The following is a 25,159-nucleotide window of genomic DNA, read 5'->3' as shown; positions in this document are numbered from 1 at the left end:
GGCCTTTCAGAGCACGTCCATCACCAGTTCGTGAGCGGGACGTCAGGCCAGCCAGGTGCTCATAGCTCGCTGTGTAGTTCTCTGCGATTCACCGAAACGCTCGGCGGCGGAGCCTCGCCCCGCACCTGGCGTCGCCTCGCGGCGAGACCAAGTGCCGCACCGGTGCAGACCGGGGGCTGTGTGGCGAGGTCGGGATCGGACCGGCTTCACCTTGGCTGAGTCAGACAGTAACCAGCTGGTTCAAACAGTGTCAATGGTTACTCTTAGATTCAGGTCGAAAAGCCGCTCAATCACCCCTTAACGGGGAATGTGGCGCGCGTCCTGCCCTTGTATGGGTGCCGCTTGTTACCGTCTGACCCAACCTGACTCGATCTGACTCTTGGGAGATGCCTGTGACCCAGCGACCACCGATCACTGCTGATGAGCGGCTCGCGCGGCAGATCCGCGTTGAGATCGAGTCCGGCCGGTTGCCGCACGGCCGGCTGTTGCCGCCGACGAAGTCGCTGGCGAAGGAGTACGGCGCCTCGGCAAGCACCATCAGCAGGGCGATCGGACGGCTGGTTGACGAGGGGATCGTGCTCAGCACAGCCAGGTCCGGTCGGGTAGTGAACTACCCGACCGACGCAGATGAGGAGACCAGTCCCAGGCCTGTGGTGCTGTTTGTCGGCGGCTACGCCGGAAGCGGCAAGACCGAGCTGGGTCGCATCGTCGCCCGCCGCACGCACTGGCCGATGCTCGATAAGGACTCCACGACCAGAGCCGTGGTCGAGGCGGCGCTGACCACGATCGGCCTGTCCGCGAATGACCGGGAGTCCGACATCTATCGCACGGTGATCCGGCCGGCCGAGTACGACGCGTTGATGATGGGGCTGGAGGAGAACCTGGAGTGCGGCACGTCGTGCATCGTGACCGCGCCGTTCGTCACCGAGTTCGGCGATCCGGCCTGGTGTGAGCGCACCCGATCTCTCGTCGCCAGTCATGGCGGCACTGCCCACTTCGTGTGGGTAGCCTGCGATGTTGACACCATGCTCAGCTACATCCGCAAGCGCGGCGCCGCGCGGGACGCGAGCAAGCTCGCCGACTGGGCGACGTGGGTCGGTTCGCTCGATCTCAACTTCCGACCGGCGATCGACCACTTCGTCATCGACAACTCAGCCGGGGCACCGCCGCTGCAGCGGCAGGCCGACACGCTGCTCACCAAGGTCACTCAGTGACCGCCGCCGTCCCGGCCGGGCTCGTGCTCTACGGTCCGCCCGCAGTCGGGAAGTCCACGATCACCGACGCGCTCACCGCGCTCGATGGCCGGTTCGCCCTGTTTCCCGTCATCAAAGCCGGACCGGGACGTTCTACGGGCTACGTGATGGTCACCTGCAACGAGTTCGCCGAGCGCGCGGCCGCTGGCGACTTCGTATTTGCCTGGGAGCGTTACGACGCCCGGTACGCCATTTCGGCCTCCACGCTGACCCGGTTCGCTGACGAGGACCTGGTGCCCGTCGTGCATCTCGGATCCGTCGCCGCCGTCCAGGCCGTCACCGCGGTGCCGAGCCAGCACTGGACCGTGGTGCAGCTGTGGGCAGGCCGGGATATCTGCGAGGACCGTGCCCGTCGTCGCGGCACTGGTGATGTCGCGGCCCGGATAGCCGCCTACGACCAGACCGCCAAGCTCGTCGACGACGCCGTGCAGTTGACACTCGACACCAGCCTCATGTGCCCGGCCGAAGCAGCGCAGGCCATCCAGACCGCCATCTCGCGCGGGACCTAGCCGCCGAGATCATCCACCACTGGGGTGGTGACCAGCTGATTCGCTGGTCACCACCCCTTTTATGCGCCTGTTTCCACTGTGAATTTGTCAAGGACCCGATGGTGTTGATGTTGCGTCGGGCCTGGGGGTGCTCGGCAGTGTCAAGATGGGGACACTCCGGTGTCACCACGCTGTCACCTGCGGAAATAGGGTCTGGTGCAGCAACGTGGACGGCATGAGCCACGCGCACCTGGATGATGAAGACATGAGCGAACTGGGCCGGATCGAGTGGGGCGAGCGGATCCGCCGCGAACGTGAGCGTCGCGGGTGGTCGCAGGCCGACGCCGTCGCGCAGCTACGGGCGAGCACCCGCGCCCATCACGACACCGAGCTGGCCGATCCGGAAAGTCTGCTGCGCTCGTGGAAGCGCTGGGAGGCCGGTGGCGGCATCCGCCCGGACAACATGCGCTATCTGGCCACGCTGTTCGAGTCGGTGCCCGGCGCGCTGTTCCCGCCGGCGCGGCCGGTGCTCGCGCCGCCGTCCGGCGACGTCAGCGAGCTGCTCCAGCAACTGCAGGCCTCCAGCGTCGACGACGCCAGCCTGCACGGCATCGCCATCACCGTGGACCGACTGTGCTCGGAGTATCCGTACGTCCCGGCCGGGCAGCTGCTCACCGAAGGCCGCGCCTGGCTCGGCCGCCTGGTGCAGCTGATCCGTCAGCCGATGACGCTCGCGCAGCGACAGGAAGTCCAGGTGCAGGCTGGGTGGCTGGCGCTGCTGGTCGCATGCGTGCAATACGACAGCGGTGACGCCGCCTCGGCCAGCGTGACCCGCTCCCACGCGCTGAGCCTCGGTCACGAGGCCGGCCACGCCGAAATCCAGGGCTGGGCCTACGAAATCGAGGCCTGGCAGGCCCTCACCAGCGGCAACTACCGCGGTGTGCTCACCGCCGCCGAGGCCGGAACCGCGGTCGCCGGGCACTCCAGCGTCGCCGTACAGCTGGCCGGGCAGGAAGCCAAAGCGCTGGTCCGGATGGCCCGCGCCGACGAGGCACGCCGCGCCCTCGAGCGCGGCCGCCGGGTGCTGGAGCCGATGCCGTACCCGACCAACCTCAACCACCACTTCGTCGTCGACCCGGCAAAATACGACTTCTACCGGATGGACGTCCACCGCATCGCCGGTGACGACGCCGCCGCCGAGCAGCTCGCACGCGAAGTCCTCGCCGCCGGCACCTCCTGGGACGGCACCGAACACTCAGTGATGCGCAACGCCGAAGCCCGCGTCACCCTCGGCACCGTCGCCGCCCGCCAGGGCGACATCGACGGCGCCGCCGAGTACGGACTACGCGCACTGGCCGCCGACCGCCGCTCCATCCCATCGCTGCTGATGGTCGCCCAGGACCTCACCACCGCGATCACCCGAACCGCACCCGACGCCGCACCCACACGGGCCTACCTAGAACAACTCACCGAGCTGCGTAAACGTCCGTGAACCAGGGCGGAGCCGTGTAGGGCGTTATACATCTGAGCAGCGGGGTGGCGACCAGGATTAGCTGGTCGCCACCCCGCTGTCGTGCTGTGCACCGTTTCCACTGTGGAGTTGTCAATGAACGAGCAGAGCCGTCAGGCGGTCTGCTAGATCTCGCTACTTGAATACCCTTGGTACGTTCTTGCGGGTATTCAAGTGCCGAAAAAAGGGCGAGGGGTCATCGCGTCGCATACCAGCCCCTGACCCGCGCGAACACGTCGCGCGCCTCGTCACCCCATCTGATCAGCGGCTCGAACTCGGTCCAGTAGTCGAGGTACCGGGAGACATGCCGATGATCGGCGACGAACTCGGTCCGGTGCCCGGTTCCGAAGTGGACAGACGACTTGTCGAAAATCGTGAACTGGTGCATGGGCGGGACTGTGGCCGCTGTTCCGAATGGCACCACGCCGAGCGACACATCCGGCAGGTGCGACAGCTCGATCAGCCGGTCGAGCTGGTCGACCATGACGGAGGCAGAACCCATGCACCACATCAGTGCGCCCTCGGTGTGCGCAATGCGGAATCGACGCCCAGACTGTCGCAACAGTTCCTGGCGCTCGACTCGGGCCGCGACCGCGCGGTCGACGTCGCTGGGGTCGAGGTAGTCGTCGCCGAACAGTGCGCGCGCGTAGTCCGCAGTCTGGGTAAGGCCGTCGACCCAGGACGGGCACCAGGTGGTGATGGTCTCCGCTGCCTGCTCGGCGCGTGACACCCGCTCCTGCATCTGCCAGCCGCCGCGCTTGCGCACGGCGGCCGCGTCAACGCTGCCTTCAGTGGTAGCGGTCGCGAGCGCGAGCAGTTGCCGCCGTTCGTCTGCCGGCGCCCGGTAGACGCGGCACAGGTTGCGGATCGTGTGCGGGGTTGGGACCTGCTCACCGATCTCGTAGCGGGACAGCATCGACTGGGAGATGTCGGCTGCGGCCGCGGCTTCCTTGCCGGTTAGCCCGGAGTCGCTACGAAGCGCGCGCAGTGCCTTGCCGAGCGGTGTCGTCGGTTCGGTCGCTCTGCGAGTCATCGTGGCTCCGTGGTGTGGGGACGTGGTGGGTGGAACCGTCGTCGCGCCGGTACTGCGGATGCTGGTCCCACCAGGTTGCGAGGTCGACGCCCAAGCCCCAGGCCAGCCGGGCCCGATCCTGCCATTGCCGGATCTCGTCGGGATTGGTGACCGGGGACGCGCCGGTGAAGCGGCCAGCCTCGTCGTAGTGCATCACCAGCACGTGCTCGTACTCGATCATCCAGAAGTCGAGCTCGCCCACGGCGGTCGCTGCCGGGTCGGCACGGTTGATCAGGCGGCAACGTTCGCCAGCGGCGACGTTGCGCAGGTACTGCCATTCGATCGACATGCGCCGGTAGTCAGTCAGGGGCTCGGTTAGGGCCAGCACCCGACGGGTGATTTTGCCGTCCGCGACCTCGCGACGTACCACGTCAGCCCACGGGTGTTCGGGCATCTGCTGGCCCTCGATGTAGTCACGCACCAAGCCGTTGTCGCCGGGGACGTCCAGCACGTCGCGGGTCTCCAGCCGAAACAGGTCACTGGTGAACCGGGAGTCGATGTACTCGCCGACCTGCTGCACTGACAGTCGGTCGTTGAAGGTGCCGGACATCAGACCAGCACCCCTGCCAGGGCCGGGACGTCGGCCGGGTGCACCATCACGGCGCTCTCACCCTCGTCCATATCCAACTCGGCAAGCGCCGCGGCGTCAGTCACGGGCAAGCCAGTCACACGGATCAGGTCCCCAGCGCGGCGGGCTGGGCAGTCCCATTCTGGAAGCAGGGCTGCGGGCACCAGGACGGTGACTGGCAGATCGGTGGTGTAGCCAACCACGACGTAGCTGCCGGCGTAGGTGCCAGACTCGGCACGGTTGACGTTGGGGCAGTCTCGACCGCTGCCGCACGCGGCACGCAGGAGCGTAAGCATCGGGTGGTTCCCCTCTCGCCTGGCTGAGCGCTCTGTGCCGCCGAGTGTGAACCGCCGACCGGTTTTATTCAAGAGTCAGACGGCCGGGTATTCGGAAACGGCCCCCAATCGGGCGGGTGGTCACGCGATCAGACCGGGCTCGTAGTTGGTCAGGAACTCGGTGAGCGGCACCGCATGATGCTCGGCGATCGCCCGGACCGCACGTAAGTGAGCAACCTCGTCTGGGTCATCGACCAACTCGGGGCACAGGAAGTGCCCAGCTGCGTCATACACCATGCGCACAGTGGCACTGCGGTCGAACTGCCAGAAGTCCATCCGCAGACCGCCCAGCTCCAGTGACCACGCCCGATCGGCCACGTTGATGTGCTCCCCGAACATGGCGTTGCCCTGATAGCCGTGCAGCTCGAACCGGCTGTACTCGGTGAGCGGGTAGTCCAGGATCCGCACTCGGGACCAGCGGGCACCGGCGGCAGTTGTATTGCGGATGTTGTGGTGCCAGTCCGTACCAGTGCGCAGCGTGCGGTCCCCTGCCTTCCACCTCGCGAACTCGTCGACCTCCTGCGGCACCAGGTAGGTAGGCAGGGTCTCCAGCCGGAACCGGTCGCGGGAGCGTTCGGCTATCTTCTCGAAGTTGTCCAGCGTCATGCGGGTATCGGGCACCGCGCCAAGTGTGCCCCGCCGAGCACGCGCTCATCCCAGCGAGGCTCGTCTTGGCCACACACTGAAACAGCAAACGATCGTTTTCCGTAAACCACCTGAGTTTGCGACACGCCGAGCCACCGACGGGCGGTGAACTCCGGAGTTCAGGTAGGGTGGCCGCACCACAGATCAACTTGAGCCACAGGAGTCACAGGAGTCGCAATGACCACGATCAGCAGCGAGCGCCTGAGCGACAACCCCGGCGAAGTTCGCCGATCGCTTCGCAACGGCACCGAGGTCACCCTCACCTTCCGAGGCAAGCCATTCGGCCGTGTCGTCACTCCTGAGCGGATCGGCCAACTTGAAGCCGAACTGGAACGACTCCGCAAGTTGGTCTCCAAGCACGGGCTTGCCGAGGAGGTGGCGGCCTAGCTATCGACCGGAGTTGACCGTCTCACCACCGGGATAACTCCCCCAAGACAGAACGAAACCCCCCGCGTGCATTTCCTGGCCAGGAAGCGCGGAGGGCTCCGTGAAGAAGTGGATCACCACTCACCAGCCGTCCCTTTCGGGAACCACCACGTCGGGCCTCGCGGCCCGCGGCTTTGTGTGATGGTACCGCACCCGACTGACAATCCTCGAAGTTTCGGGACGGCCATCACGGTGACGTGGTGCTCCACATGATCGACTAGGAGCAGCACGACTCATGCAAGGCAGCGCAGACTTCCCAGGGCAGCAGCCCGACGCGCGCCAACCGTTCACCATCGGCTTGGGTGCGGCGACCAGCATCGGCTTGGCGCCGCGCTGGGTGCAGTACAGCGGAGTTTCCGTGACCGCCTGCGCGGTGGCGTTGGTGTTGGTCGACTTCGCCACGATGGCGGTGCGCGGCGACCAAGCCGTAACGATGGACCGGGAGCGCCTCGCTTACCACGTCGGCCTGGACCAGGCCGCCCAGCTCGACCCGTACCTGGACGAGTTGCAGCAGATCGGGTTCCTCGCGATCCACGAGGGCGGCAACTTCGCGATCAGCCTGCACCCGCCTGCCGGGTACACCGGCCCGCGCAACCTCACCGAGGCCGACATCCGGTTCGCCGCCGAGCAGCGGGAGGCCGGCGAATGACCGCGACGAGGGCATCTCACCTGGAATCCGTCGTTCTCGACCTCCCGCTGGAGCCGACCGCCGACTCGCCTCATGGCACCTCGGTGGGTGAGAGCCCAACGGCGGGCGAGGTCCCGCTGTGGATCACGGCGTGCATCCTGTTCGATCCGCCGCCGGTGGCTGCCGCCAACACGGTCAGCACCGCCGTGGCGTTCCTCATGGCCTCCATCGTGCGCGTTCACGGCGACCTTGCCGTGAAGCTCTCTCCGACCCGTCTGGCGCTGCTATGTGGGTTCGAGCGCCCGGAGAAGGCGAAGTGGTTGACGGACTACCTCCAGAAGATCGGCTTCCTCAAGATCCTGGACGGTGGGATCAACCCGAAGACGGGACGTCGGCAGGCCCGTCGTGACGCGCTGGGACGACCGGTCGAGAACGAGTTCGTTGTGTTCCCGACGCCGCCAGCTCACTACCGCGGGCCTCGAACCCTGGCCGAGATCGACGCCCTGATCGCCGAGGACCTCGCCGAGGCCGAGCTGGCTCATGAGCGCAACACCAGCACCGGTACGAAGCGGAGCAAGCCACGCACCATCCCGATCCGCCGCCGCGAGCTGTTCGACGTTTCCGCAGGTCAGCCCATACTCCCCCCGGGGGGGATGGACTCGGCCACCCAACCCCCCGCCAGGGGGGACGGCCACGTTTCCGCAGGTCAGCCCATACTCCCCCCAGGGGGGTCATATCAGATTGATCGATCTTCGATCTCTGGAAGAGAGATCGAAGGATCGATCGAGCCCGTGCCGGGCGGGACGGCGGAGCCGCCCGCCACGGGCTTGGAGGAGAGCACGGTCGCCGCGGTGCGCGAGAAGGTGCGGCAACTGCCGTGGAAGAAGTGGGCGAAGGTCAAGCTGGGTGTGACGAACTACCAGCTCATGCGGCATGACGCTGACCAGGTCCAGAACGCAATGTGCGCGGCGATGGCTCGGGACGGCATCACGCTCGAGCAGGCCACCGAGGTGGCGCGGCACGCGCTGGCCGAGGCCAAAGGGCCGGTGTACGTCGTGCGCGCGTTCGAGCCGAAGAAGCTCGGCGAGTGGCTGCGCCGCTTGGAAGCCGAGCCGTTGGCCGAGGACACGCTGCCGCTTCCCGGTGTGCCCGTGACGCAGGTCAGCGCCCCGAAGCCCGCGAAGCCGGGCAAGGACGCGGCCGCCGAGCCGGACGAGACCGTCGCGGCGAAGCCGGTGCTGCCGGCCTGCGCGACCTGTCGCTCCGAGGAAGGCGAGCAGTACCCGAGTGCCCGGACCGTGACCGGTGTCGACGGTCGGGAGCAGCGCTGCCCGGACTGCCTTCCGCTTGCTGCCGCCTGATCACCCCTCTGACCTGCACGAACTGGAGACACCAGCATGACCAACGTGATGATTTCCGACCCTGGTTTCGGCTACGAGAATGCGCCGATGCCGCCGCAGGACATGGCGGCCGAGCAGTCGGTGCTCGGCGGGATGATGCTCTCGGCCGATGCGATCGGCGAGGTCACCGAGTCGATGGACGTCGGCGATTTCTACCGGCCTGCCCATGCCGCGATCTTCGAGGCGATCCTCGCCTTGTACGGCAAGGGCGATCCCACCGATCCGGTCGCGGTGGCTGACGAACTCGAGCGCCGTGGCGAGCTGAAGCGCATCGGCACCGCTGACTACCTGCACACCCTGATCGCGACCGTTCCGACGGCGACGAACGCTGCCTACTACGCCGACATCGTCGCCGAGAAGGCCGTCAAGCGCCGCTACATCGAGGCCGGGAGCAAGATCACCCAGTACGGCTACGGCGCCAGCGACGGTGCCGAGGTCGAGGAGCTGATGGACCGTGCCCAGGCGGCCCTCGACGCCGTGACCGACAAGCGCATGGCCGGCGCCGGGTACACCCTGTTCGCCGACGGGCACGACGACTGGCTGTCCGCACTGGATGACGTCCAGGCCGGGCGGGTCGAGCCCGGGCTGCCAAGCGGGTTTCTCGACCTGGACGCGGTCACCGGCGGCTGGAAGCCGGGGCAGCTCATCGTGATCGCCGGTCGCCCCGGCCTGGGCAAGTCGACCCTGGCCGTCGACATGGCCCGCGCCGCATCGGTCAAGCACGGCAAGACCAGCATGATCTTCTCGCTGGAGATGTCCGAGGCCGAGCTGCGGGACCGGATCATCTCCGCCGAGGGCAAGCTGCGCCTGCGAGACCTGAAGACCCCCCACGCGCTCCAGCCCAGCGACTACGACCGGATCGCCGATGCGGCGGACCGCATCAAGACCGGCGGACCGCTGATCATCGACGACACCGCGACGTCGACCGTGGCGCAGATCAGCGCCAAGGCCCGACGGGTCAAGGCCCGCCACGGACTGGGCCTTGTCGTCGTGGACTACTTGCAGCTGATGACCTCCGGCAGCCGGGCGGAGAATCGCCAGGTCGAGGTCAGCGAGTTCTCCCGGAAACTGAAGGTCCTGGCGAAAGAGCTGGAGGTTCCTGTGATCGCGCTGTCCCAGCTCAACCGCGGCCCAGAACAGCGTCAGGACAAGCGCCCCATGCTGTCTGACCTGCGCGAATCCGGCGCGCTGGAGCAGGATGCCGATGTGGTGATTCTGGTGCACCGTCCTGAGGTCTACGAGGACGACTCGACCCGCGCCGGTGAGGCTGACCTGATCTTGGCCAAGCATCGCGGCGGGCCGACGACGACGGTCACGGTCGGCCAGCAGCTGCACTACAGCCGCTTCGTCGACCTGGCCCGGTCATGATCCACACGAACCACAGGGGGCCGAATAGAGGCCTGGCGTCGCCTCCAGCGGGCAAACAGCCCGAAGTCGCCCCCGACCGCCCGGCACGGCGCCAGCAGGCCTCTCAGGGGCACTCAGACGGCCATCGAAGATCAGGGCCCGGAAGATCAGACCCACGAGAGACAAGGTATTTCCGCAGGTGAACAAAGGTTTCGTGCTCCGGTTCAGCCCTGATGGGCTCCGGCGGCTCGCCGACGGCACCAAGCGCGCCACCGTCCTGCGCGCCACTCAGGTCGCCCAGCTGCGTGTCGGCCAGAAGATCACCGCCATCGTTGCCGGGGCCGACGCGCGCCTGTCGCTCCGGGTGGAGCAGCTGCACATGCTGCCCAACCTCGGCGCCCTGCCCGCGGCCGCCCACGACGCAGGCCTTGACCTCGCGGACTTCACCGGCCTTCCGGACTGGGCCAGCTATCAGCGGGCCGCGGCCCGCGGCGTGCCCGGCGCGGCCGCGCTGGTCGTGGTCGCCCCGGCCGGGGCGGTTCACGGCACCATTCCGGCCAAACCCGTCCGGCGCCGTGCGACCCCGGACTCCGTGAATGGCCGGCCGTGGCACCGGGTCACCGACACCTTGCCGATCCACCCCGCCGACCAGATCCATGGCGGCGACCATGCCGAACTGCGCGCCCGGATCACCACAGCGATCCAGGCTCAGCAACCTGATCACGACGAGCTTCGCCTGCTGACGCCGGTGATCGACGCGCTGCTGCTGTCCGGCCGATGCGGCCCGGCCTGCCTCGGCAAGCCCCGCCGCCGGCGCCTGGCCCGCCAGCTCGACCCGGTGCTCGCCTGGCTGTCCGAGCGCGGATTGCTCACCGGCCACGGCCCCGATCGGACCTGGAGCCGCGATCTGCTGGCCGGACTGCGGCTCAACCAGGACGACCGTCCACCAGCCCCGAATGATCACTCCCGGTGATAGTCCGGGAGTCCAGTTCGGATCTTGGCCGGACAGACCGTCCCGACCCCAACGCGTGGCGCGCGCACGCGTACATGTTGAAGAAACCCCTGTCAAGTCCAAAGTCCAGTCGAAAGTCCAGCGGGCCGGACTCTCACGGAGCGTGACTTCCGGTGGCGACGAAGCGCGGACCCGGCCAGACGGACGCCAGGTCTGCGTTCGGCGCCAGACCTCATGCACCGGCGCTGACGGAGCTGGGCAACGGGTACGGCAAACGCTTGTTACCGGTCTGGGTGCGGGGCAGGCCGGCTGGGGGATGCCCGGTCTGGTGTGGGAGACGTCGGCAATGAACCCCGTCCGCGGTGGCCCCGCTGGGGGGCGGGTCAACCAGGCAGCGATGAAGCCGGGAGACGTGTCGGAAGGCGCCAGGCGCCACACGGGGCCCATCGATATCACCTCGATTGGGGTGGCAACTGGGGTGCCCTCCCGCCACACGCAGGACCCCAGTTTCAGGAGGGCGCCTGGGGTGCCGCACCCCAATTCGCGGTCTCTCGGTGGGGCGGTGGTGACCACCCCAAATCGGACCCATTCACGTCTCAGGAGTGGGGCAGTATCTCGCCCTGGAAACCACCCCAATTCTGACACCCCAATATGTGGATCCACCTGCGTAGTTGGGGTGCCGACTGGGGTGGCTGCTGGGGGGCCCAGTGGGGCCGAAATGGGGTGGCTCCGAAGCCCAGATGAGACTGCTCCGTCCATGCCCCATCGACAACCGAATCCGGGTCGTGTGCGGGCGGACATGGGGTGTGTAGAGAGGGGTATGGACCTCATGTCTCCATACCTGGGTGAGGGACGGATGTTCGCAGGTATGGACGGCCTGTGGGCGGGTGATCTCCGGTATGGACCATGTGCGGAATGTTCGTATAACGACATATACGGCGCGACAGGAAGCGGTGCAGGCCCTGCAGGATGCTGACGGGGATGGGCAACCCCCCCGCCTCCAGCGCGAAGTCGAGCACGGGCGGCCGACGACTGACCCGAGGCCCAGCACCCCCCTCAGGAAGCCAGCCTGGTGTCCGTACCTTCCCCAACACCTCTCATACACGGCCGTACCCCGTCCAAGTCAGTTGTATGGACGGGGTACGGCCGTGTATGGGCACAGCGTGCCTCTCGCTCTTTTCCGCTCGACGTGGCGCCGCGCGCGCATCGAAGGGGACTCAGAGCCTCTCTGTCGTGACCATCTCGCGAGCCGGACTGGTAGGCATGCCTCAAGGCGCTCCAGCGCGTCTCAAGCTCCCTCAGCGCCTCTTTCTCGTCTTGATCTTCACTCAGCTGTTGCGACTTATATTTGTGCAATATTATGAAGTGTTTTGACTTCCACTCAAATAAAAGTCGCCGTAGAGTGGTGGCTATGACTGAGCCTGCCGTGACCTCCCCCGAACCCGATTCGACCCCCGTCCGTACCTGCGGATACCGCAAGTGCGACCGCCCGTTGCCGCCCCAGCAGGGCCGGGGACGGCCGCTGGAGTACTGCAAGGACCGTCGATGGCCGGGCGGCAAGACCTGCCGGGAGATGGAGGCCGAGGAGCGACAGGCTGAGCAGGCGGCCGGGCTGGAGGTGCCGCTGGCTACGTACCGGGAGATCTCGGCGCCGCTGCTGGAGGCGCTGGACGGGCTGACCGGGCGACTGGCCGAGCACGCCGGCGCGGTACGCGGGGTGGAGTCCGGGGCACTGACCCGAATGAAGGACGCCGAGGACACGACCGGTCGAGCGGTCGAGCGGGCCGAGGAAGCCGAGGAGGCGCGGGCCAAGGCGCTCCGCCAGGCAGAGCGGGACCGGGCCGAGGTGACGCAGGCCCGCGAGGACGTCATGGCCGCCAAGCGGCTGGCGCGCGAGGCCGAGACCAAGCAGGAGCAGGAGGTGAGCGCGGCCTGGCGGAAGACCGTCGAGCACGAGGGCAAGCGGGCCGCGGCCGAGGCGAAGGCGGAAGCGGTCTCCGGGAACCTCAAGGCGATGACGGACCGGTTCAACACGCTGGCCAAGGAGGCCAAGGAGCTGGAGAAGCGGAACAAGGAGCTTGACCGCAAGGCCGCGGCGGCCGAAGCCGCAGCCTCGGCCGCCGAGAAGGCCCGCCAGCAGTTCGAGGCCACGGCGACGACGAAGGCGGCCGAGGCGGAGCAGGAGCGCGCGGCCGCAGCCGAGGCCCGCAGGTCGGCGACGCACGCCGAGGAACGGCTGGCCGAGCTGCAGGCCGAGCTGACCGAGGCGAACGGCACCGTAGAGCGGCTGCAAAGCGACGTCACCGAGGCCCGTGCCGAGACCGCCGCGGAGAAGGGACGCGCGGACACCGCCGAGCGGGAGCTGACCGAGGCCCGTGCCGAGGTCGAGCAGACCGGCGGGCAGCTCTCAGAGGCGAACCGCACGGTGAAGCGGCTGCAAAGCGACGTCACCGGGGCTCGCGCCGAGGTTGAGCGGCTGACGACGGAGCTGGCCGCAGCGACAGCGGCCGCGGCGACGGTGGACCAGCTGCGCGGACTGCTGACCGAGGCCATGAAGGGCAAGGACGCGAAGTAGACGCCCCCGTCCTCGAGGACAGCAGCTGGCCCCCGGTCCATCGCGGACCGGGGGCCAGCTGCTGTTTCTCGCCAGCGCTTACCGCGCCAGATCAGCTGAGAAACTCGCCAGGGGTGTCCTCGCGTGAGAACGACAGAGCCTCTGGGGCCTGACGAGAAGAAGGTGCCACCCTTCTTGGCGATTTTTATTTAAGTAGAAGTCAAAACACTTCATAATATTGTACAAATATAAGTCGCAACAGCTGAGTGAAGATCAAGACGAGAAAGAGGCGCTGAGGGAGCTTGAGACGCGCTGGAACGCCTTGAGACATATCTACAGTCCGGCTCGCGAGATGGTCACGACAGAGAGGCTCTGAGTCCCCTTCGATGCGCGTGCGGCGCCACGTCGAGCGGAAGAGAGCGAGAGGCACACTGTGCCCATACACGGCCGTACCCCGTCCATACAACTGACTTGGACGGGGTACGGCCGTGTGTGAGAGGTGTTGGGGAAGGTGCGGACACAGGCCCCCTGTGAAGTGGGCCCCCGCCCCTGGGGGGTTGGCGGGCCTTCACTTCGAGGGCCCACCACCAAAGGTGTGCTGCTCCTGATCCGCGAACTACTTGCTGCTGGCGTTCCGGAGGGCGGCCAGGCGAGCGGTGAGCTCGGCGGCCTGCTCCTCGGCCAGCTGTAGCGCGACCATCGGCGCCTGCTCGGCGCCGGCCAGGAGCAGGGCCGAGAGTGCGACGTGCCGGGGTGTGTCCTCGCCGAGTGTGGTGAGGATCTGGTCCGCGGCGGCGTCGAGCTTGTCGGCCGCATCCTTGGTGATGTAGAGGGAGGTGCGTCGCATTCCATCCGGGTCAGGTCGCGTGCCGCCCTTACCTTCCCGCACCTGTGTCTCACCCGTGTGTACCTGTGTATGGACGGGTGCGGATGGTTGTGCTGTGGGTGCTTCGGGCGCTGGCGCGGTGGACGGGTCGGGAATGCTGATGCGTCGCCGCAGCACCGCGTCAGGGTCGGTGCCGCTCATGTTCGGCGGCGGAAGTGGCTGCCGCTTGCTCATGCTGACACCGCCGTGTTCGCGCCGGCGGCCGTGCCGGGAACTTCGCTGGCGGCCAACCGGCGAGCGAGTTTGCGGAACGCCTCGGCGTTCTCGGATTCCGGGGCGTAGTCGAGCAGGGTCTTGTGCTCACGCCAGGAGTCCCGGACCTTCGCCCGGTCGTGGATGACTTCGAGCACGCCGAGCTGGTGGTTCTTGAACGCTTCGAGGGTGCTGGTGGCGACCTTGCCACGCCGGCCGTCGTAGAGGCTGACGAGCAGGCCCGCGATGTTGAGCTGGATGTCCAGCGCCTCGCACAGCGTGCGGACCTGGCGCAGCAGCAGGCGCAGCGCGCGGATGCTGGAGTCCTCGGCCTCGACCGGGATGATGATCTGCCCGTCGACTTCGTTCGTGCCGCCGACGGTGCGGCGGCGGGTGGCGACCAGCGCCGAGTCGTTGATCGCGCCGAGGCTGGGCGGGCAGTCGATCACGACGTCGTCGAACACGTCGGCCAGCGCGTCCAGGAACCGCGAGAGCAGGTACTCCCGCCCGGTCCGGGCATACATCTGCGGTTCGAGAAGAAACATGTCGTCGCTGGTGCCCAGCACGTAGAGGTTGTCGGAGACCTTGTGCAGCAGGTCGACCAGCTCGCCGGACCACTGGCCCAGCAACGCCCGCGCCAGGTTCGCGCCCTCGGTCGGCGCCTCCGGTGCTCCGATCGCCTCGGTGAGGTGCCCTTGAGGGTCGAAGTCCACCACAAGCACCCGCCGGCCGAGTTCGGCGAGCGCTCGTCCGAGATTGATGGTCGAGGTCGTCTTGCCGACCCCGCCTTTCTGGTTCGCCATGGCATACACGCGCATGACGGAAGCCTAAGTCCGCACCTGTCCTTACCCAAGATCCACGAACGTACTACGCGTGTATGGGCAAGTATGGGCTGTGTATTCACTCGTCTGGGGCTAACGTCGGTGGGCAGAGGTGGGTTACGGTGGGTTGGTGAGTGAGTTCAACGCTTTCGAGCCGATCGGCCGGGTCACCGTCGACGACCGGCGCCGGGTCCCGCTCGGCCAGACCGATGCCACCCCCGGCACCCGCTACAGCGTGTTCCAGCACGCCGACGGCTCGATCCTGCTCCGGCCCCTTGCCCAGCAGCAGACCCCGAAGGAGACCAGCACCCGATGAAGAACGCGAACCTGACCGCGCTGGATGCCGAGCTCGCCGCGGCGATCGCGTCCGGCGATGACGCGAAGGTGACCGAGGTCGCCGACCGGTTCGAGGCGCACGGCCTGCCCGAGCTGGCCACCGTGCTCCGGGAGAAGGGCGCCGCCGGCGTCCGCGACATGCTGGAGGCCATCGGCGCATAGACCACCGGGTGACCTGCGCAACCGCCGTCCAAAGCAAAGTCGCGCAGGTCACCCGGCTTCCACCGCAATTCCCCTGCATTCGCCAGAACACCGAGAAGGGGTGGAACCCCAGTGTCTCATCACAACCCTGCCTTCGACGACCGCGCGTTCGACAGCGCCGTCGACTACCACCTGCACGTCGCCGCCGGGATCACCACGTCCCACGGCCACCTGAGGGCGGCCGCGCTCGCCGGTGCCGTCGCCGACGCCGAATACACCCGCGCCGCCGTGGCCACCACGGCCTGGGAACGGCTGACCTTCCTGCGCGCCGGGGACAAGGCCCGCGCCCATCGCGACGGCCACGAGCTGGCCGCCGAGATCACCGCCATCGGCGAGCAGGTGATCGGCCAATGACCCGCCGACGCCGCGCCAATCGCCGCGCCCGCAGGATGCTGCTGATCAGCCTGATCAGCTGGTCCGTCGCCGCTGTCGCGTTCTTCGCGGCCGGGCTCATCCCGCCCGGCCTGGCGGCCATCGCCGCGGGCCTGGCGACCCTGGTCGCCGCCGCGCGGCACGCCCGCCCCGCCAACTGGACCCCCGAGGACCGCGACACCGAAAGCCGGTGACCGGCGATGGCGCTGGTCGACCTGCAGCTGTGGGACGGACGCAACGTCTGGTGCCACGGCTACCGCGAAGGCCTTCCCTGGTGGCGCTGGCACTGGGCGCCATCCGGGCTGGCGACGAAGCGGCAGTTACACGCCGCCGGCCGTCGGCTCGCCCGCGGCCAGGACCCATACGGGCTGATCGTGTGGAAGCGCGGCAAACGCACCGCCGCGCTCTACCGGCTCGACCTCACGCTCCCGGCCGCCCGCGTCACCCCGGCCAAACGTGCCGCCGTCGCGGCGATGGAACAGGCCCGCCGCACCTGCCGCCGCTGCCACGAACCCCGGCCCTATCGGATGCCGCTGTCCACCTGGCGCTGCTGGGAGTGCATGGCCGAGACCGGCGACTACGGCCAGCCCCCAGCCGCCGCCTGACCCGAACCCTTGTGAACTGGAGGAAACGATGGGCACCAGCACCATCGAATGGACCGACCTGACCTGGAACCCCGTCACCGGCTGCGACAAGGTCTCCGACGGCTGCACCCACTGCTACGCGCTGACGATGGCCCGCCGCCTCAACGCGATGGAAACCGGCCGGATCGCGCAGGGCCTGCTGACAGCCGAACAGGCCAAGTACCAGACGGACGGTGATCCGGCGACGTCCGGTCCCGGCTTCGGCGTGGCCACCCACCCCGATGTCCTCATGGACCCGCTGCGCTGGTCCGGCTCGCGACGAGTGTTCGTCAACAGCATGGGCGACCTGTTCCACGACCAGGTCCCCGCCGAGTTCATCGCCGCGGTGTACACCGTGATGGCCCTGACCCCGCAACACATCTACCAGCTGCTCACCAAACGCCACGCCCGGATGCGCTCCCTGCTCGGCGACGGGCCGCGCTGGCGGGAGCTGCTGCGCGCCGCGCTCACCGACCTGGCCGGCATCGGCCTGCCGATCCCTGCCAGCCGATTCGCCGACGTCCGGCGCTGGATCCACGGCGACGGAATCGAACAGAGCCCGGTCACGCCGCTGCCGAACGTGTGGCTCGGCGTTTCCGCCGAGGACCAGGCCACCGCGAACCTGCGGATCCCCGCGCTGCTGGAGACCCCGGCCAGGATCCGGTTCGTCTCCGCCGAGCCACTGCTCGGCCCGGTCGACCTGACCGCGCTGCAGCGCCGCCCCGGCGGCCCGCTGATCGACGCGCTGTCCGGCGACGTCCGCGACCACGACGGCACCATCTACGCGGCCGCGCCCGGCTGCCTGGACTGGGTCATCGCCGGGGGCGAATCCGGAGCAGGTGCCCGCCCGATGCACCCGGACTGGGCACGCTCCCTGCGCGACGACACCACCCGTGCAGGACGGGCGTTCCTGTTCAAGCAATGGGGTGCCTGGGCTCCGGCCGGTTGGGGGATCGGGGAGTTCCGCTCGCCCGAGCGGCTGATCGGCCCGCCCCTGGACGAGATGGGCCACCGGCAGATCATGCGCCGGATCAGCAAGAAGCACGCCGGGCGGACCCTGGACGGCCGGACCTGGGACGAGTTCCCCGAGACGGTCGTGGCGCGATGAACGACCTCGCCATGCACCAGGCCGCGCCGGTCGCGGTCGCCCTGCCCGCGCCGTGCTGGTGGATCGACCGCGGCGACTGCTGGGAGATCACCCACCACCCGACCCGCGAGGACGCCGAAGCCGACCACGCCGACCGCGTGCGCAGCGACTACGGCTGGGTCCTCTCCGTCGCCGGCGCCTTCGCCATCGTGGCGGGCGTGGCCTGCCAGGAGCCGTGCCGCTGCTGGCAGGCCACCTGCCCGGAATGCGGGGCCATCGGCCATTTCCAGCGCCGTTTCGAGTCCTGTGTGGACGAATGCGGCTACGAGTTCGAGATCGAGCAGATCCCGTTCGACGACCCTCATCAGGCCTTGATCTTCGAGGTCCTGCCGACCCACGACCTCACAGGCCAGCCGCTGAGCCGTGTCGTCCTGTTCGCCGAGGAGGACCCACGATGACCACGCTCGCCACCGCTCCCGTCCTGGCACTCACCGTGCAACCTCCGTTCACCTCGGCCGTTACCGCCCTGGACGCCCGCTGATCCCGTCGAACTTCCAGCACCTGGCCCGGCTGGCCAGGACGGCCCGGGTGCTGGCGGAGCCGACCGGCTCACCACCGATCACCACCACACCGATCTGAGCGGAGAACCACGTGAGCAACGCGACTCAGCTGGCGCTACGCCGCGAACTCGCCGACCACCGGCCGATGCAGACCCGGCGGATCCCGTTGGCGAAACTGCGCGTGCACCCGCGCCACATCCGCCGCGACATGGGAGATCTGGCCGAGCTGGCCGAATCACTGGCCACTGACGGCCAGCACCAGATCATCAAGGTCGAGCGCTGCGGTGACTTCTTCCAGATCCTGGACGGGCACCGCCGCTTCGGTGCCGCCACGATCGCCGGACTCCGCTGCCTGAACGCCGAGATCGCGCCGGCCTGCACCGACGCCGAGGCAATGGCGATGATGCTGACCACCGGCGTGCACACCAAGCCGCTCTCGCCCGCCGAGCGCACATACGCGGTCCGCGTGCTCGTCGACGACGAGAACCTCAAGGTCGCCGAGGTCGCCGCCCGTTGCGGCGTCAGCGAGGCCACGATCCGCCGCTGGTACCAGGCCGATGACGAACCGGACGTTACGTCCGCCGTCGTCGTGGTGCCCCGTCCGCGGCGCGCCCGGCACGACCGGCTGCGCGGAAAACCCACCACCGTCGGCGTCACCCGCCTCAACGGCCTGGCCGACCGGTGGACCGTCCGCTGCGAACAGGGCCTGACCGCCGAGCACGCCCAGGCGCTGCTCGCCGAGATCCGCGCGCTCGCCGCCGGACAGCTCGACTGACCCGGCCGACCTTCCAGCACCCGGCCCGCAGGCCAGACGGCTCGGGTGCTGGCGGAGCCGACCGGCTCACCTGCATTCGCCACCGACCGAAAGGACAACGACCATGACCGTCACCACCCCGGCCGCCGACCAGGCCCAGCCGCGCGTCCCCGCCAGCCGCATCACCGAGCCCGGAACCAAGATCGAACGCGTCCAGGCCGCGATCCGCGTGCTGCTGGCCGCCACCGGCCTCGACCCGCACGCGCTGGCGCAGGAGCTGGACCAGCTTCGCAAGCGCGAGGTCGCCGAGTACGTCAGCGTCCTGGCCGACGCCGTCGACCGGCTGACCACCCTGGCCGGTGTCGTCACCGACCAGGCCGACCAGTTCACCGGCGGCACCAACGAAATCGCCGAGGTCGAACGCAACCTGCAGTGCGCCCACACCAGCCTGTCCGACCTGGCCGACGAGCTGCACCCGGCCACCAACTGACCTCGCCGGGTCCAACCCCGCCTCAGCCACCCAGCTTCGGACAAGGAGAGCCATGACCAGCACCATCGACACCGCCGGCGCACCGCGATACCCCTTCGGCACCAGCGTGGAAGCCGTGACCAGGCATGGCGGGCTGCTGCGCCGGTGCGTGGCGGCCTGGGAACGCGGAATCGTCATCCACGCCGATGAGGACAGCGCTCGCTACCGGGTCGTGTGGCCCGGCGGCCGCAGGACGACGTCGTACCCGTGGCACATCCAGGCCGTGGGTGAGCGCCCGTTCTACACCGCCGACGTCGTGGCGCTCAGCTACAACGAGCACGGCGAGCAGGTCGTCCTGCTGATCCGGCGCAGCCCCGACAGCAAGGTCCACCCCGGCCGCCTGGCCCTGCCCGGCGGCCACGTCGACCTCGGCGAGCGAGCCCGCCGGGCCGCCGCCCGCGAAGCGGTCGAGGAAACCGGCATCAGCATCGCCGACGCCGCCCTGATCGAGGTCGGCGTTTTCGACCGGCCGGACCGCGATTCCCGCGGCCGCTACGTCAGCGATGCCTTCGTCGTCGTCCTGGACTACCCGGCCCAGCCGACCGCCGGAGACGACGCCAGCGAGGCCGAGTGGGTCCCCGTCGCCACACTCGACGCGGACCAGCTGGCATTCGACCACCACGAGATCCTCACCGCCGCCCTCGCCTGCGCGGCGTCCGCGACCGCCTGACGGCCCAGCACGCGCCGCTCCACCGAACGTGTACACCCGCCCATACCCGTGTATGGGCGGGTGTACACTTCACTTGGTTACCGGAAACAATCGTTTGACGTACTGAAGGCAAGCGGCTAGTTTCGCTGATGGCGGTGCGGTCAGTGTCGCGGCCACAGTGTCGTGACCAGCGAAGACATGAGATCGCCAGCCGACGAACAGGCTGAATCCGTTGGGAGACAACAGGAACATGACTGCTTCGACGTTGCGCAAGGATCTGAACGCCGTCGTCGGCGAGGTCACCGAGAAGTACTACGAGCGGGATGTCGAGGCCCGCATGATCACGATCGGGATCCTCGCGGCACAGCACACGCTGCTACTGGGGCCGCCGGGAACCGGGAAGTCGGCGATCGTGCGGGAGCTGACCTCGCGGATCGAGACGGCGGTGAACTGGGAGATCCTGCTGAGCAAGTTCACCGCGCCCTCGGCGATCTTCGGCCCGATCGACGTCGGCGCGCTGGCCCAGGGCACCTACCGGCAGGTCTACGACGGCCACGCCACGCAGGCCAACATCGCTTTCCTGGACGAGATCTTCAAGTGCTCCAGCGCGGCGCTGAACTCGATGCTGGCCTACCTCAACGAGCGGGTCTACCACCCGGAGTCCGGCGGGGCGCCGGTGCCGTGCCCGCTGATCAGCGCGGTGTGCGCGTCGAACGAGCTGGGGGAGGACGAGGCCACCGCGGCACTGTATGACCGGCTGCTGATCCGGATGGAGGTCGACTATCTCGCCGAGCCAGACTCGTTCGACGCGCTGCTGCGCTCGGCCGTCGTCGCGGCCGGGGACGAGGCGCCGGCGCGGACGATGGTGACCCTGGCGGATCTGCAGCAGGCGATCACCATGGAGGTTCCGGCGGTTGAGCTGCCGATGGCGGTGATCGCCTCGATGCGGGATCTGCGTTCGGACCTGCGTGGCAAGGAGATCATCTCCTCGGACCGCCGGTGGAAGGCCGCGGTGCGGGTCCTGCAGGCCTCCGCCTGGCTGGACGGCCGGCGCGAGGTGGTGGTCGACGACCTCGCGGTGCTCGGCCACGTGCTGTGGGACGTCCCGGCCAACCGCCACACCGTGACCCGGATGATCCGCGGCTACCTCTCCGAAGGCCAACGTCAGGTCGGCGACCTGGTCGACGAGGTCGACAAGATCGCCGCCGACCTGGCCAAACGCATGGAGAACGCGGCGCACCACGCCGACCCCGACTTGCCGATAGCCGAGGCACTGCAGGAGTGGGGAATGCGGACAAACGTCAAGCTGGCGAAGATCGGCCGGACGCTGCGGCGCGGCATCGCCACCGCCGAAGCGGAGAACCGCAACACCGGCGAGCACGAGCGTGCGCTGACCCGCACCCAGAAGGTCTTCGAGCAGCTGATGACCGGTGCATTGGGAATCGGCGCCGACCAGGTCCCCACGGTCGGGGCGGGTCGCTGATGACCGGGCACACCATGCTGGGGCAGCTGCGTGCCCAAGCCGAGCCCTGGGTGTCACGGCCTGCCCGCGAACCCGTCGGGGCGGTAGTCGACAGTCCGGACCGCGCCGATGTCGCGGTCTGGGACAAGGTCTTCTCCGAATCCGCGACGCTGCGCAAGCTGGACCAGCGCCTGACCGACGCCTACGGCGTCACCGGACTGGTCGGGGATCTGTGGATGGCCGCCTACGCCCGCGATCCGCAGCTGCTGGACCCGGACGAGGTGACCCCGAGGCAACGGTCCCGGCGCGCGACTGCGGCCGCGGTACTCGGCACCCCGGAACATCGGGAACTGCGCGAAGCCACCACCGGTGACGCCTACTCGGCGGCGCTGTCGGTGCTGTCGATGCAGTCGGAGGTCGAGACGATCCTGTCCCGCCTGGATGACTCCGGAGCGGGACGAGCCGAGCAACAAGCCCAAGCCGAGACCGACCAGCGTACCCAGCAGGTCCGCGACGCCATGGACGCCGCCGAGCAGGCAGCCGCCGACGGCGACTCCGATGACGACGAACAGGCCGAGCCCGGCGAGACCCCGCCATCCACCGACGACGATGTCGACGACAGTGACGATGCTGAGGACGGTGGTGACAGCCAAGAACCGGGCAACGGCGGCACCGACGAGGCTGACGAGATCGAGGAAATCGGGAACGAGGCGGACGTCGACATCGACGGGCCGAAACCTGGCGACGAACTGCCGGTGCCACGCCCAGAAACGGTCGATGTGCAACGCGCGATCACCGAGGCGGAGGCCGCCGAACAGGAGGAAGCCGCAGCCGCAGCGGCGCTGGCCGAAGCGGGCGAGGACGACCCAGCCGGGGAAGAGGCCGCGCTCGAGGCGAGGACGGTGTTGCGGCAGGCCTGCGCGGACGCGGCCGAAGAGATCGCCGACCAGGCCACGGCGATGACCTCATGGGGACTGGGAACCCAGGTCCAGGAACGACTCGACGCCGACACTCGACTGCGGCTGGCCGAGAAACTGCGCTCGGACAAGATGAAGAAGTTCGCCGAACTGATCGGCCGCTTCGCGCAAATGGCCCGCGCCCAGCGGGCGAACCGGGTCGAACATGCCCGCGGCGAGTACGTCGGAGTCACCATCGGCGACGACTTGACCAGCCTCATTCCGGCGGAACTGGTCAACCTCGCCGTTCCGGCACTGCGCGCCGACTTCGCTGTCCGCTACGCCGAGAAGCAGCTGATGGTCTACGAACAGCGCGGCGAGGAACACGAAGGGCAAGGCGCGATCATCGCCTGCGTCGACGTTTCCGGCTCCATGAAACACCGTGACAGCTCCGGCTTTACCCGCGAGGCGTACGCCAAGGCGATGGCATTGGCGCTGCTGGATCAGGCCCGCGCTGCTCGGCCGGTCCGCGACTGCGTGGTCATCACCTTCGCCAAGACGGTCCGCGAAGTGTTCCGGTTTCCAGCCGATCACCCAGTGGACCTGCTGGAACGAATCCGGCTGGCCGAAGATCCCCTGGCCGGCGGCACCGACTTCGAACCGCCGCTGGAACGTGCCATCGAACTGCTGGCCGCGGAATACAACACCGTCGGACGCTCCCGCGGCGACATCGTGTTCATCACCGACGGTGAGGCCATGCTCGCTGAGGACTGGCTGCAGTGGTGGCGCACCGAGAAAAAACGTCTCGGCTTCCGCTGCTTCGGCCTCCGGGTCGAAGCAGACGCCCGCACCTGGAACTGGAAGACCGGGACCTACGAGGCAAATGACGTCGCGGACTCCGTGCTGGACGACTTCTGCGATGACGCCCGCGGCATCGAGGACCTCGCCAACACCCACGCCACCGCCGACCTGTTCCGCGCGATCTGACGCGCCACACGAACCTTCACCAGGAGAGAACGATGGCCACCAGCCAGACACCGCCCGCGCAGCCGGACGTCCACACCCGATCCCGGGTACTCAACAGCTACCTCGCCGAACACGCCGCCGGCGAGGGCGTCCTCGGCGCCCTCGCACTGTTGTCGGTCGGCACCGTCGAACCGGTCACCCACGACGAACTCTCCGGCTGGTTCACCGAACTCAACCTGGCCACCAGGTTCCTGCCGAAACCGCCACGGCAGGTCGACGCCTACGAGCGCGCCACCAGCCCCGGCCGCGCCAAGGTCAAATACCCGCTCGGCGGCACCACGGCCTCCGGCCGCAAGAAGCAGAAGTTCGACGCCACCGGCAAGACCGTCACGCTGATGATGCGCCACGTCCTGCGTGACGAGACCCGCATCGTCCGCCACCTCGTGCGCGAGATGGCGGACCACGCCGACGTCACCCTCTCCTACGAGGTGAAACTCGCCGAAGCGGAATTCCTCCGGCAGGTCCGGGCGGACCTGCCCGAAGGCTCCGGCGACATGGAACTGACCACCGAAGACGCCGAGATCGAGGCGCTGGAGGCGGCGGAGCGAACCGCGATCACCGAGCTGATCACCCAGATCGAAACCGACTACGCGAGCGGCGTCAGCCACATCACCGGCACCCGCATCGCGAAATGCCTCCGCGACTACCTCGAGTCCAGCCTCGGCGCGATCCGCATCCAGAACGGCGTCTACTTCGTCCCCGCCAAACACGCCGAGAAACTCGGCGCGCTACGCGAACTGGCCGGACGCTGCGGAGCATCGATCACACGGGTCCCGCTGCCCGACACCAGCGAACAACGCGAGATGGTCGCCGAGGCCTTCGACGCGAAGATCGCCGCAGACCTCGACTCGCTCTCCCGCGACATCACCCGGGAGAAGACCGACGGCGCCGCCCCCTACCGGGTAGCGAAACTGCACAAACGCTTCCTGGCCATGCAACACGAAGCCGCCGAATACCAGGACAACCTCGACGCCGAAATCGGCGACACCAGCGCCCGGCTCGCCGCCATCAACGCCCAGATCGCCGACCTGCTCGTCTCCGTCGACGTCGACAACATGGCCACCCACTGACGAGAGGGAGCCCGCGTCGTCACGAGACGGCAGCAAAGAGCGAGATCGGCCTGACGGTCGACGCGGGGAATCCGCCGACGCGAAACGGAACGTTGGTCCGGTTGCGAGAAGATCAACAACAATGAACTAAGGTATCGTCACGAAATTCCGGTCCCAGGGGGGCCGTTGGGCCGTCGCCGCGCCGCCGGGCAACGGAGCGACTATCCGCTTCCACTTCCCGCCCGGTCGCCACGCACCGCCTCCCACCTGCACACTTACCCGGGCCGCCTCGCCCTGTCCTCGCCGCGGTCTCCACCGCCGCCCGCGCCTACCGGCCTCTCCCACGCTTCCCAAGATCAACAAGCACAGCACCTCTTGCATCGCAATGACGCAGGTTTCGTTGTGACGTATCGTCGCGGCCAGGGCCGCGGTTAAGAGGAGGCTATGTGTCCTGTCCGGCGCGACGCTTCGGGTTCCGGAGCAAGTCTTCGGGTGGTCTTCGGGTGTTCGGGGCTACCGTTCGGGTCGGTGAGGGCCT

General features: G+C 68.2%; 28 protein-coding genes. 22 read left to right on the top strand and 6 right to left on the bottom strand.

What is annotated here, in order from left to right; genetic code table 11:
* Window positions 1-386 precede the first annotated feature (386 nt).
* From ACZ6YV_RS42780 to ACZ6YV_RS42770, 3 genes are all read left to right on the top strand, one after another.
* Window positions 387-1,214 carry a GntR family transcriptional regulator gene (locus ACZ6YV_RS42780; RefSeq protein WP_465515120.1) on the top strand — a complete coding sequence of 276 codons (828 nt, stop codon included), beginning with the start codon at window positions 387-389 and terminating at the stop codon, window positions 1,212-1,214.
* The gene (locus ACZ6YV_RS42775; RefSeq protein WP_465515119.1) at window positions 1,211-1,762 is read left to right on the top strand and encodes a kinase; all 552 of its coding nucleotides are present in this window, start codon (window positions 1,211-1,213) and stop codon (window positions 1,760-1,762) included. The genes ACZ6YV_RS42780 and ACZ6YV_RS42775 overlap by 4 nt, the downstream gene beginning before the upstream one ends.
* 244 nt (window positions 1,763-2,006) lie before the next feature.
* Window positions 2,007-3,233, top strand: a complete 1,227-nt coding sequence (locus tag ACZ6YV_RS42770; RefSeq protein ID WP_465515118.1) for a hypothetical protein — start codon at window positions 2,007-2,009, stop codon at window positions 3,231-3,233.
* A gap of 214 nt (window positions 3,234-3,447) precedes the next feature.
* Here the strand turns inward: ACZ6YV_RS42770 and ACZ6YV_RS42765 are convergent, their stop codons facing one another.
* From ACZ6YV_RS42765 to ACZ6YV_RS42750, 4 genes are all read right to left on the bottom strand, one after another.
* Window positions 3,448-4,284 carry a helix-turn-helix domain-containing protein gene (locus ACZ6YV_RS42765; RefSeq protein WP_465515117.1) on the bottom strand — a complete coding sequence of 279 codons (837 nt, stop codon included), beginning with the start codon at window positions 4,282-4,284 and terminating at the stop codon, window positions 3,448-3,450.
* Window positions 4,223-4,873: a DUF6879 family protein gene (locus ACZ6YV_RS42760; protein ID WP_465515116.1), complete on the bottom strand. Its 651-nt coding sequence runs from the start codon at window positions 4,871-4,873 to the stop codon at window positions 4,223-4,225. Before ACZ6YV_RS42760 ends, ACZ6YV_RS42765 begins: the two co-directional genes overlap by 62 nt.
* On the bottom strand, window positions 4,873-5,187 hold the full coding sequence (locus tag ACZ6YV_RS42755) for a hypothetical protein (RefSeq protein WP_465515115.1): 315 nt from the start codon (window positions 5,185-5,187) through the stop codon (window positions 4,873-4,875). Before ACZ6YV_RS42755 ends, ACZ6YV_RS42760 begins: the two co-directional genes overlap by 1 nt.
* Window positions 5,188-5,307: 120 nt before the next feature.
* The gene (locus ACZ6YV_RS42750; protein WP_465515114.1) at window positions 5,308-5,847 is read right to left on the bottom strand and encodes a DUF6879 family protein; all 540 of its coding nucleotides are present in this window, start codon (window positions 5,845-5,847) and stop codon (window positions 5,308-5,310) included.
* Window positions 5,848-6,048: 201 nt separating this feature from the next.
* Here ACZ6YV_RS42750 and ACZ6YV_RS42745 point away from each other — a divergent pair, with 201 nt between their 5' ends.
* From ACZ6YV_RS42745 to ACZ6YV_RS42720, 6 genes are all read left to right on the top strand, one after another.
* Window positions 6,049-6,258 (top strand): hypothetical protein, encoded by a 210-nt coding sequence (locus ACZ6YV_RS42745; protein WP_465515113.1) that lies wholly within the window; start codon window positions 6,049-6,051, stop codon window positions 6,256-6,258.
* A gap of 274 nt (window positions 6,259-6,532) precedes the next feature.
* Window positions 6,533-6,946, top strand: coding sequence for a hypothetical protein (locus tag ACZ6YV_RS42740; RefSeq protein ID WP_465515112.1), 414 nt, complete (start codon window positions 6,533-6,535; stop codon window positions 6,944-6,946).
* Complete coding sequence (locus ACZ6YV_RS42735; protein WP_465515111.1) at window positions 6,943-8,286, top strand: hypothetical protein; 1,344 nt, start codon at window positions 6,943-6,945, stop codon at window positions 8,284-8,286. The genes ACZ6YV_RS42740 and ACZ6YV_RS42735 overlap by 4 nt, the downstream gene beginning before the upstream one ends.
* 36 nt (window positions 8,287-8,322) lie before the next feature.
* A complete protein-coding gene (gene dnaB / locus ACZ6YV_RS42730; protein WP_465515110.1) occupies window positions 8,323-9,693 on the top strand; it encodes a replicative DNA helicase in 1,371 nt (456 codons plus the stop codon).
* Between the two features lie 178 nt (window positions 9,694-9,871).
* Entirely contained in the window at window positions 9,872-10,645 is a 774-nt protein-coding gene (locus ACZ6YV_RS42725) for a hypothetical protein (RefSeq protein ID WP_465515109.1), read from the top strand.
* Between the two features lie 1,390 nt (window positions 10,646-12,035).
* Complete coding sequence (locus ACZ6YV_RS42720) at window positions 12,036-13,199, top strand: hypothetical protein (RefSeq protein WP_465515108.1); 1,164 nt, start codon at window positions 12,036-12,038, stop codon at window positions 13,197-13,199.
* Window positions 13,200-13,794: 595 nt separating this feature from the next.
* On the opposite strand, the gene ACZ6YV_RS42715 is transcribed toward ACZ6YV_RS42720, so the two are convergent.
* Window positions 13,795-14,025: a hypothetical protein gene (locus tag ACZ6YV_RS42715; protein ID WP_465515107.1), complete on the bottom strand. Its 231-nt coding sequence runs from the start codon at window positions 14,023-14,025 to the stop codon at window positions 13,795-13,797.
* Between the two features lie 209 nt (window positions 14,026-14,234).
* Window positions 14,235-15,074, bottom strand: coding sequence for a ParA family protein (locus ACZ6YV_RS42710; RefSeq protein ID WP_465515106.1), 840 nt, complete (start codon window positions 15,072-15,074; stop codon window positions 14,235-14,237).
* Window positions 15,075-15,207: 133 nt separating this feature from the next.
* On the opposite strand from ACZ6YV_RS42710, the gene ACZ6YV_RS42705 reads away from it, so the two are divergent.
* From ACZ6YV_RS42705 to ACZ6YV_RS42645, 13 genes are all read left to right on the top strand, one after another.
* Window positions 15,208-15,393, top strand: a complete 186-nt coding sequence (locus ACZ6YV_RS42705; RefSeq protein WP_465515105.1) for a hypothetical protein — start codon at window positions 15,208-15,210, stop codon at window positions 15,391-15,393.
* Window positions 15,390-15,575, top strand: a complete 186-nt coding sequence (locus tag ACZ6YV_RS42700; RefSeq protein WP_465515104.1) for a hypothetical protein — start codon at window positions 15,390-15,392, stop codon at window positions 15,573-15,575. Before ACZ6YV_RS42705 ends, ACZ6YV_RS42700 begins: the two co-directional genes overlap by 4 nt.
* 111 nt (window positions 15,576-15,686) lie before the next feature.
* Window positions 15,687-15,968: a hypothetical protein gene (locus ACZ6YV_RS42695; RefSeq protein ID WP_126737295.1), complete on the top strand. Its 282-nt coding sequence runs from the start codon at window positions 15,687-15,689 to the stop codon at window positions 15,966-15,968.
* Window positions 15,965-16,180, top strand: coding sequence for a hypothetical protein (locus ACZ6YV_RS42690; protein WP_465515103.1), 216 nt, complete (start codon window positions 15,965-15,967; stop codon window positions 16,178-16,180). The genes ACZ6YV_RS42695 and ACZ6YV_RS42690 overlap by 4 nt, the downstream gene beginning before the upstream one ends.
* Window positions 16,181-16,186: 6 nt before the next feature.
* Window positions 16,187-16,591 (top strand): RRQRL motif-containing zinc-binding protein, encoded by a 405-nt coding sequence (locus ACZ6YV_RS42685; protein WP_465515102.1) that lies wholly within the window; start codon window positions 16,187-16,189, stop codon window positions 16,589-16,591.
* 28 nt (window positions 16,592-16,619) lie between these two features.
* The gene (locus ACZ6YV_RS42680) at window positions 16,620-17,717 is read left to right on the top strand and encodes a DUF5131 family protein (RefSeq protein WP_465515101.1); all 1,098 of its coding nucleotides are present in this window, start codon (window positions 16,620-16,622) and stop codon (window positions 17,715-17,717) included.
* Window positions 17,714-18,154, top strand: coding sequence for a hypothetical protein (locus ACZ6YV_RS42675; RefSeq protein WP_465515100.1), 441 nt, complete (start codon window positions 17,714-17,716; stop codon window positions 18,152-18,154). The genes ACZ6YV_RS42680 and ACZ6YV_RS42675 overlap by 4 nt, the downstream gene beginning before the upstream one ends.
* 193 nt (window positions 18,155-18,347) lie before the next feature.
* Window positions 18,348-19,031, top strand: a complete 684-nt coding sequence (locus tag ACZ6YV_RS42670) for a ParB/RepB/Spo0J family partition protein (RefSeq protein WP_465515099.1) — start codon at window positions 18,348-18,350, stop codon at window positions 19,029-19,031.
* Between the two features lie 103 nt (window positions 19,032-19,134).
* On the top strand, window positions 19,135-19,500 hold the full coding sequence (locus ACZ6YV_RS42665; protein WP_465515098.1) for a hypothetical protein: 366 nt from the start codon (window positions 19,135-19,137) through the stop codon (window positions 19,498-19,500).
* A gap of 52 nt (window positions 19,501-19,552) precedes the next feature.
* Window positions 19,553-20,209 (top strand): NUDIX domain-containing protein, encoded by a 657-nt coding sequence (locus tag ACZ6YV_RS42660; protein ID WP_465515097.1) that lies wholly within the window; start codon window positions 19,553-19,555, stop codon window positions 20,207-20,209.
* Between the two features lie 229 nt (window positions 20,210-20,438).
* Window positions 20,439-21,671 carry an AAA family ATPase gene (locus ACZ6YV_RS42655; protein WP_465515096.1) on the top strand — a complete coding sequence of 411 codons (1,233 nt, stop codon included), beginning with the start codon at window positions 20,439-20,441 and terminating at the stop codon, window positions 21,669-21,671.
* On the top strand, window positions 21,671-23,533 hold the full coding sequence (locus tag ACZ6YV_RS42650) for a VWA domain-containing protein (RefSeq protein WP_465515095.1): 1,863 nt from the start codon (window positions 21,671-21,673) through the stop codon (window positions 23,531-23,533). Before ACZ6YV_RS42655 ends, ACZ6YV_RS42650 begins: the two co-directional genes overlap by 1 nt.
* Before the next feature lie 32 nt (window positions 23,534-23,565).
* Window positions 23,566-24,642 (top strand): DUF6744 family protein, encoded by a 1,077-nt coding sequence (locus ACZ6YV_RS42645; protein WP_465515094.1) that lies wholly within the window; start codon window positions 23,566-23,568, stop codon window positions 24,640-24,642.
* Window positions 24,643-25,159 lie beyond the last annotated feature (517 nt).

Source organism: Amycolatopsis sp. NPDC102522, assembly GCF_055584485.1.
This window is presented reverse-complemented; position numbering and strand designations above follow the sequence as displayed.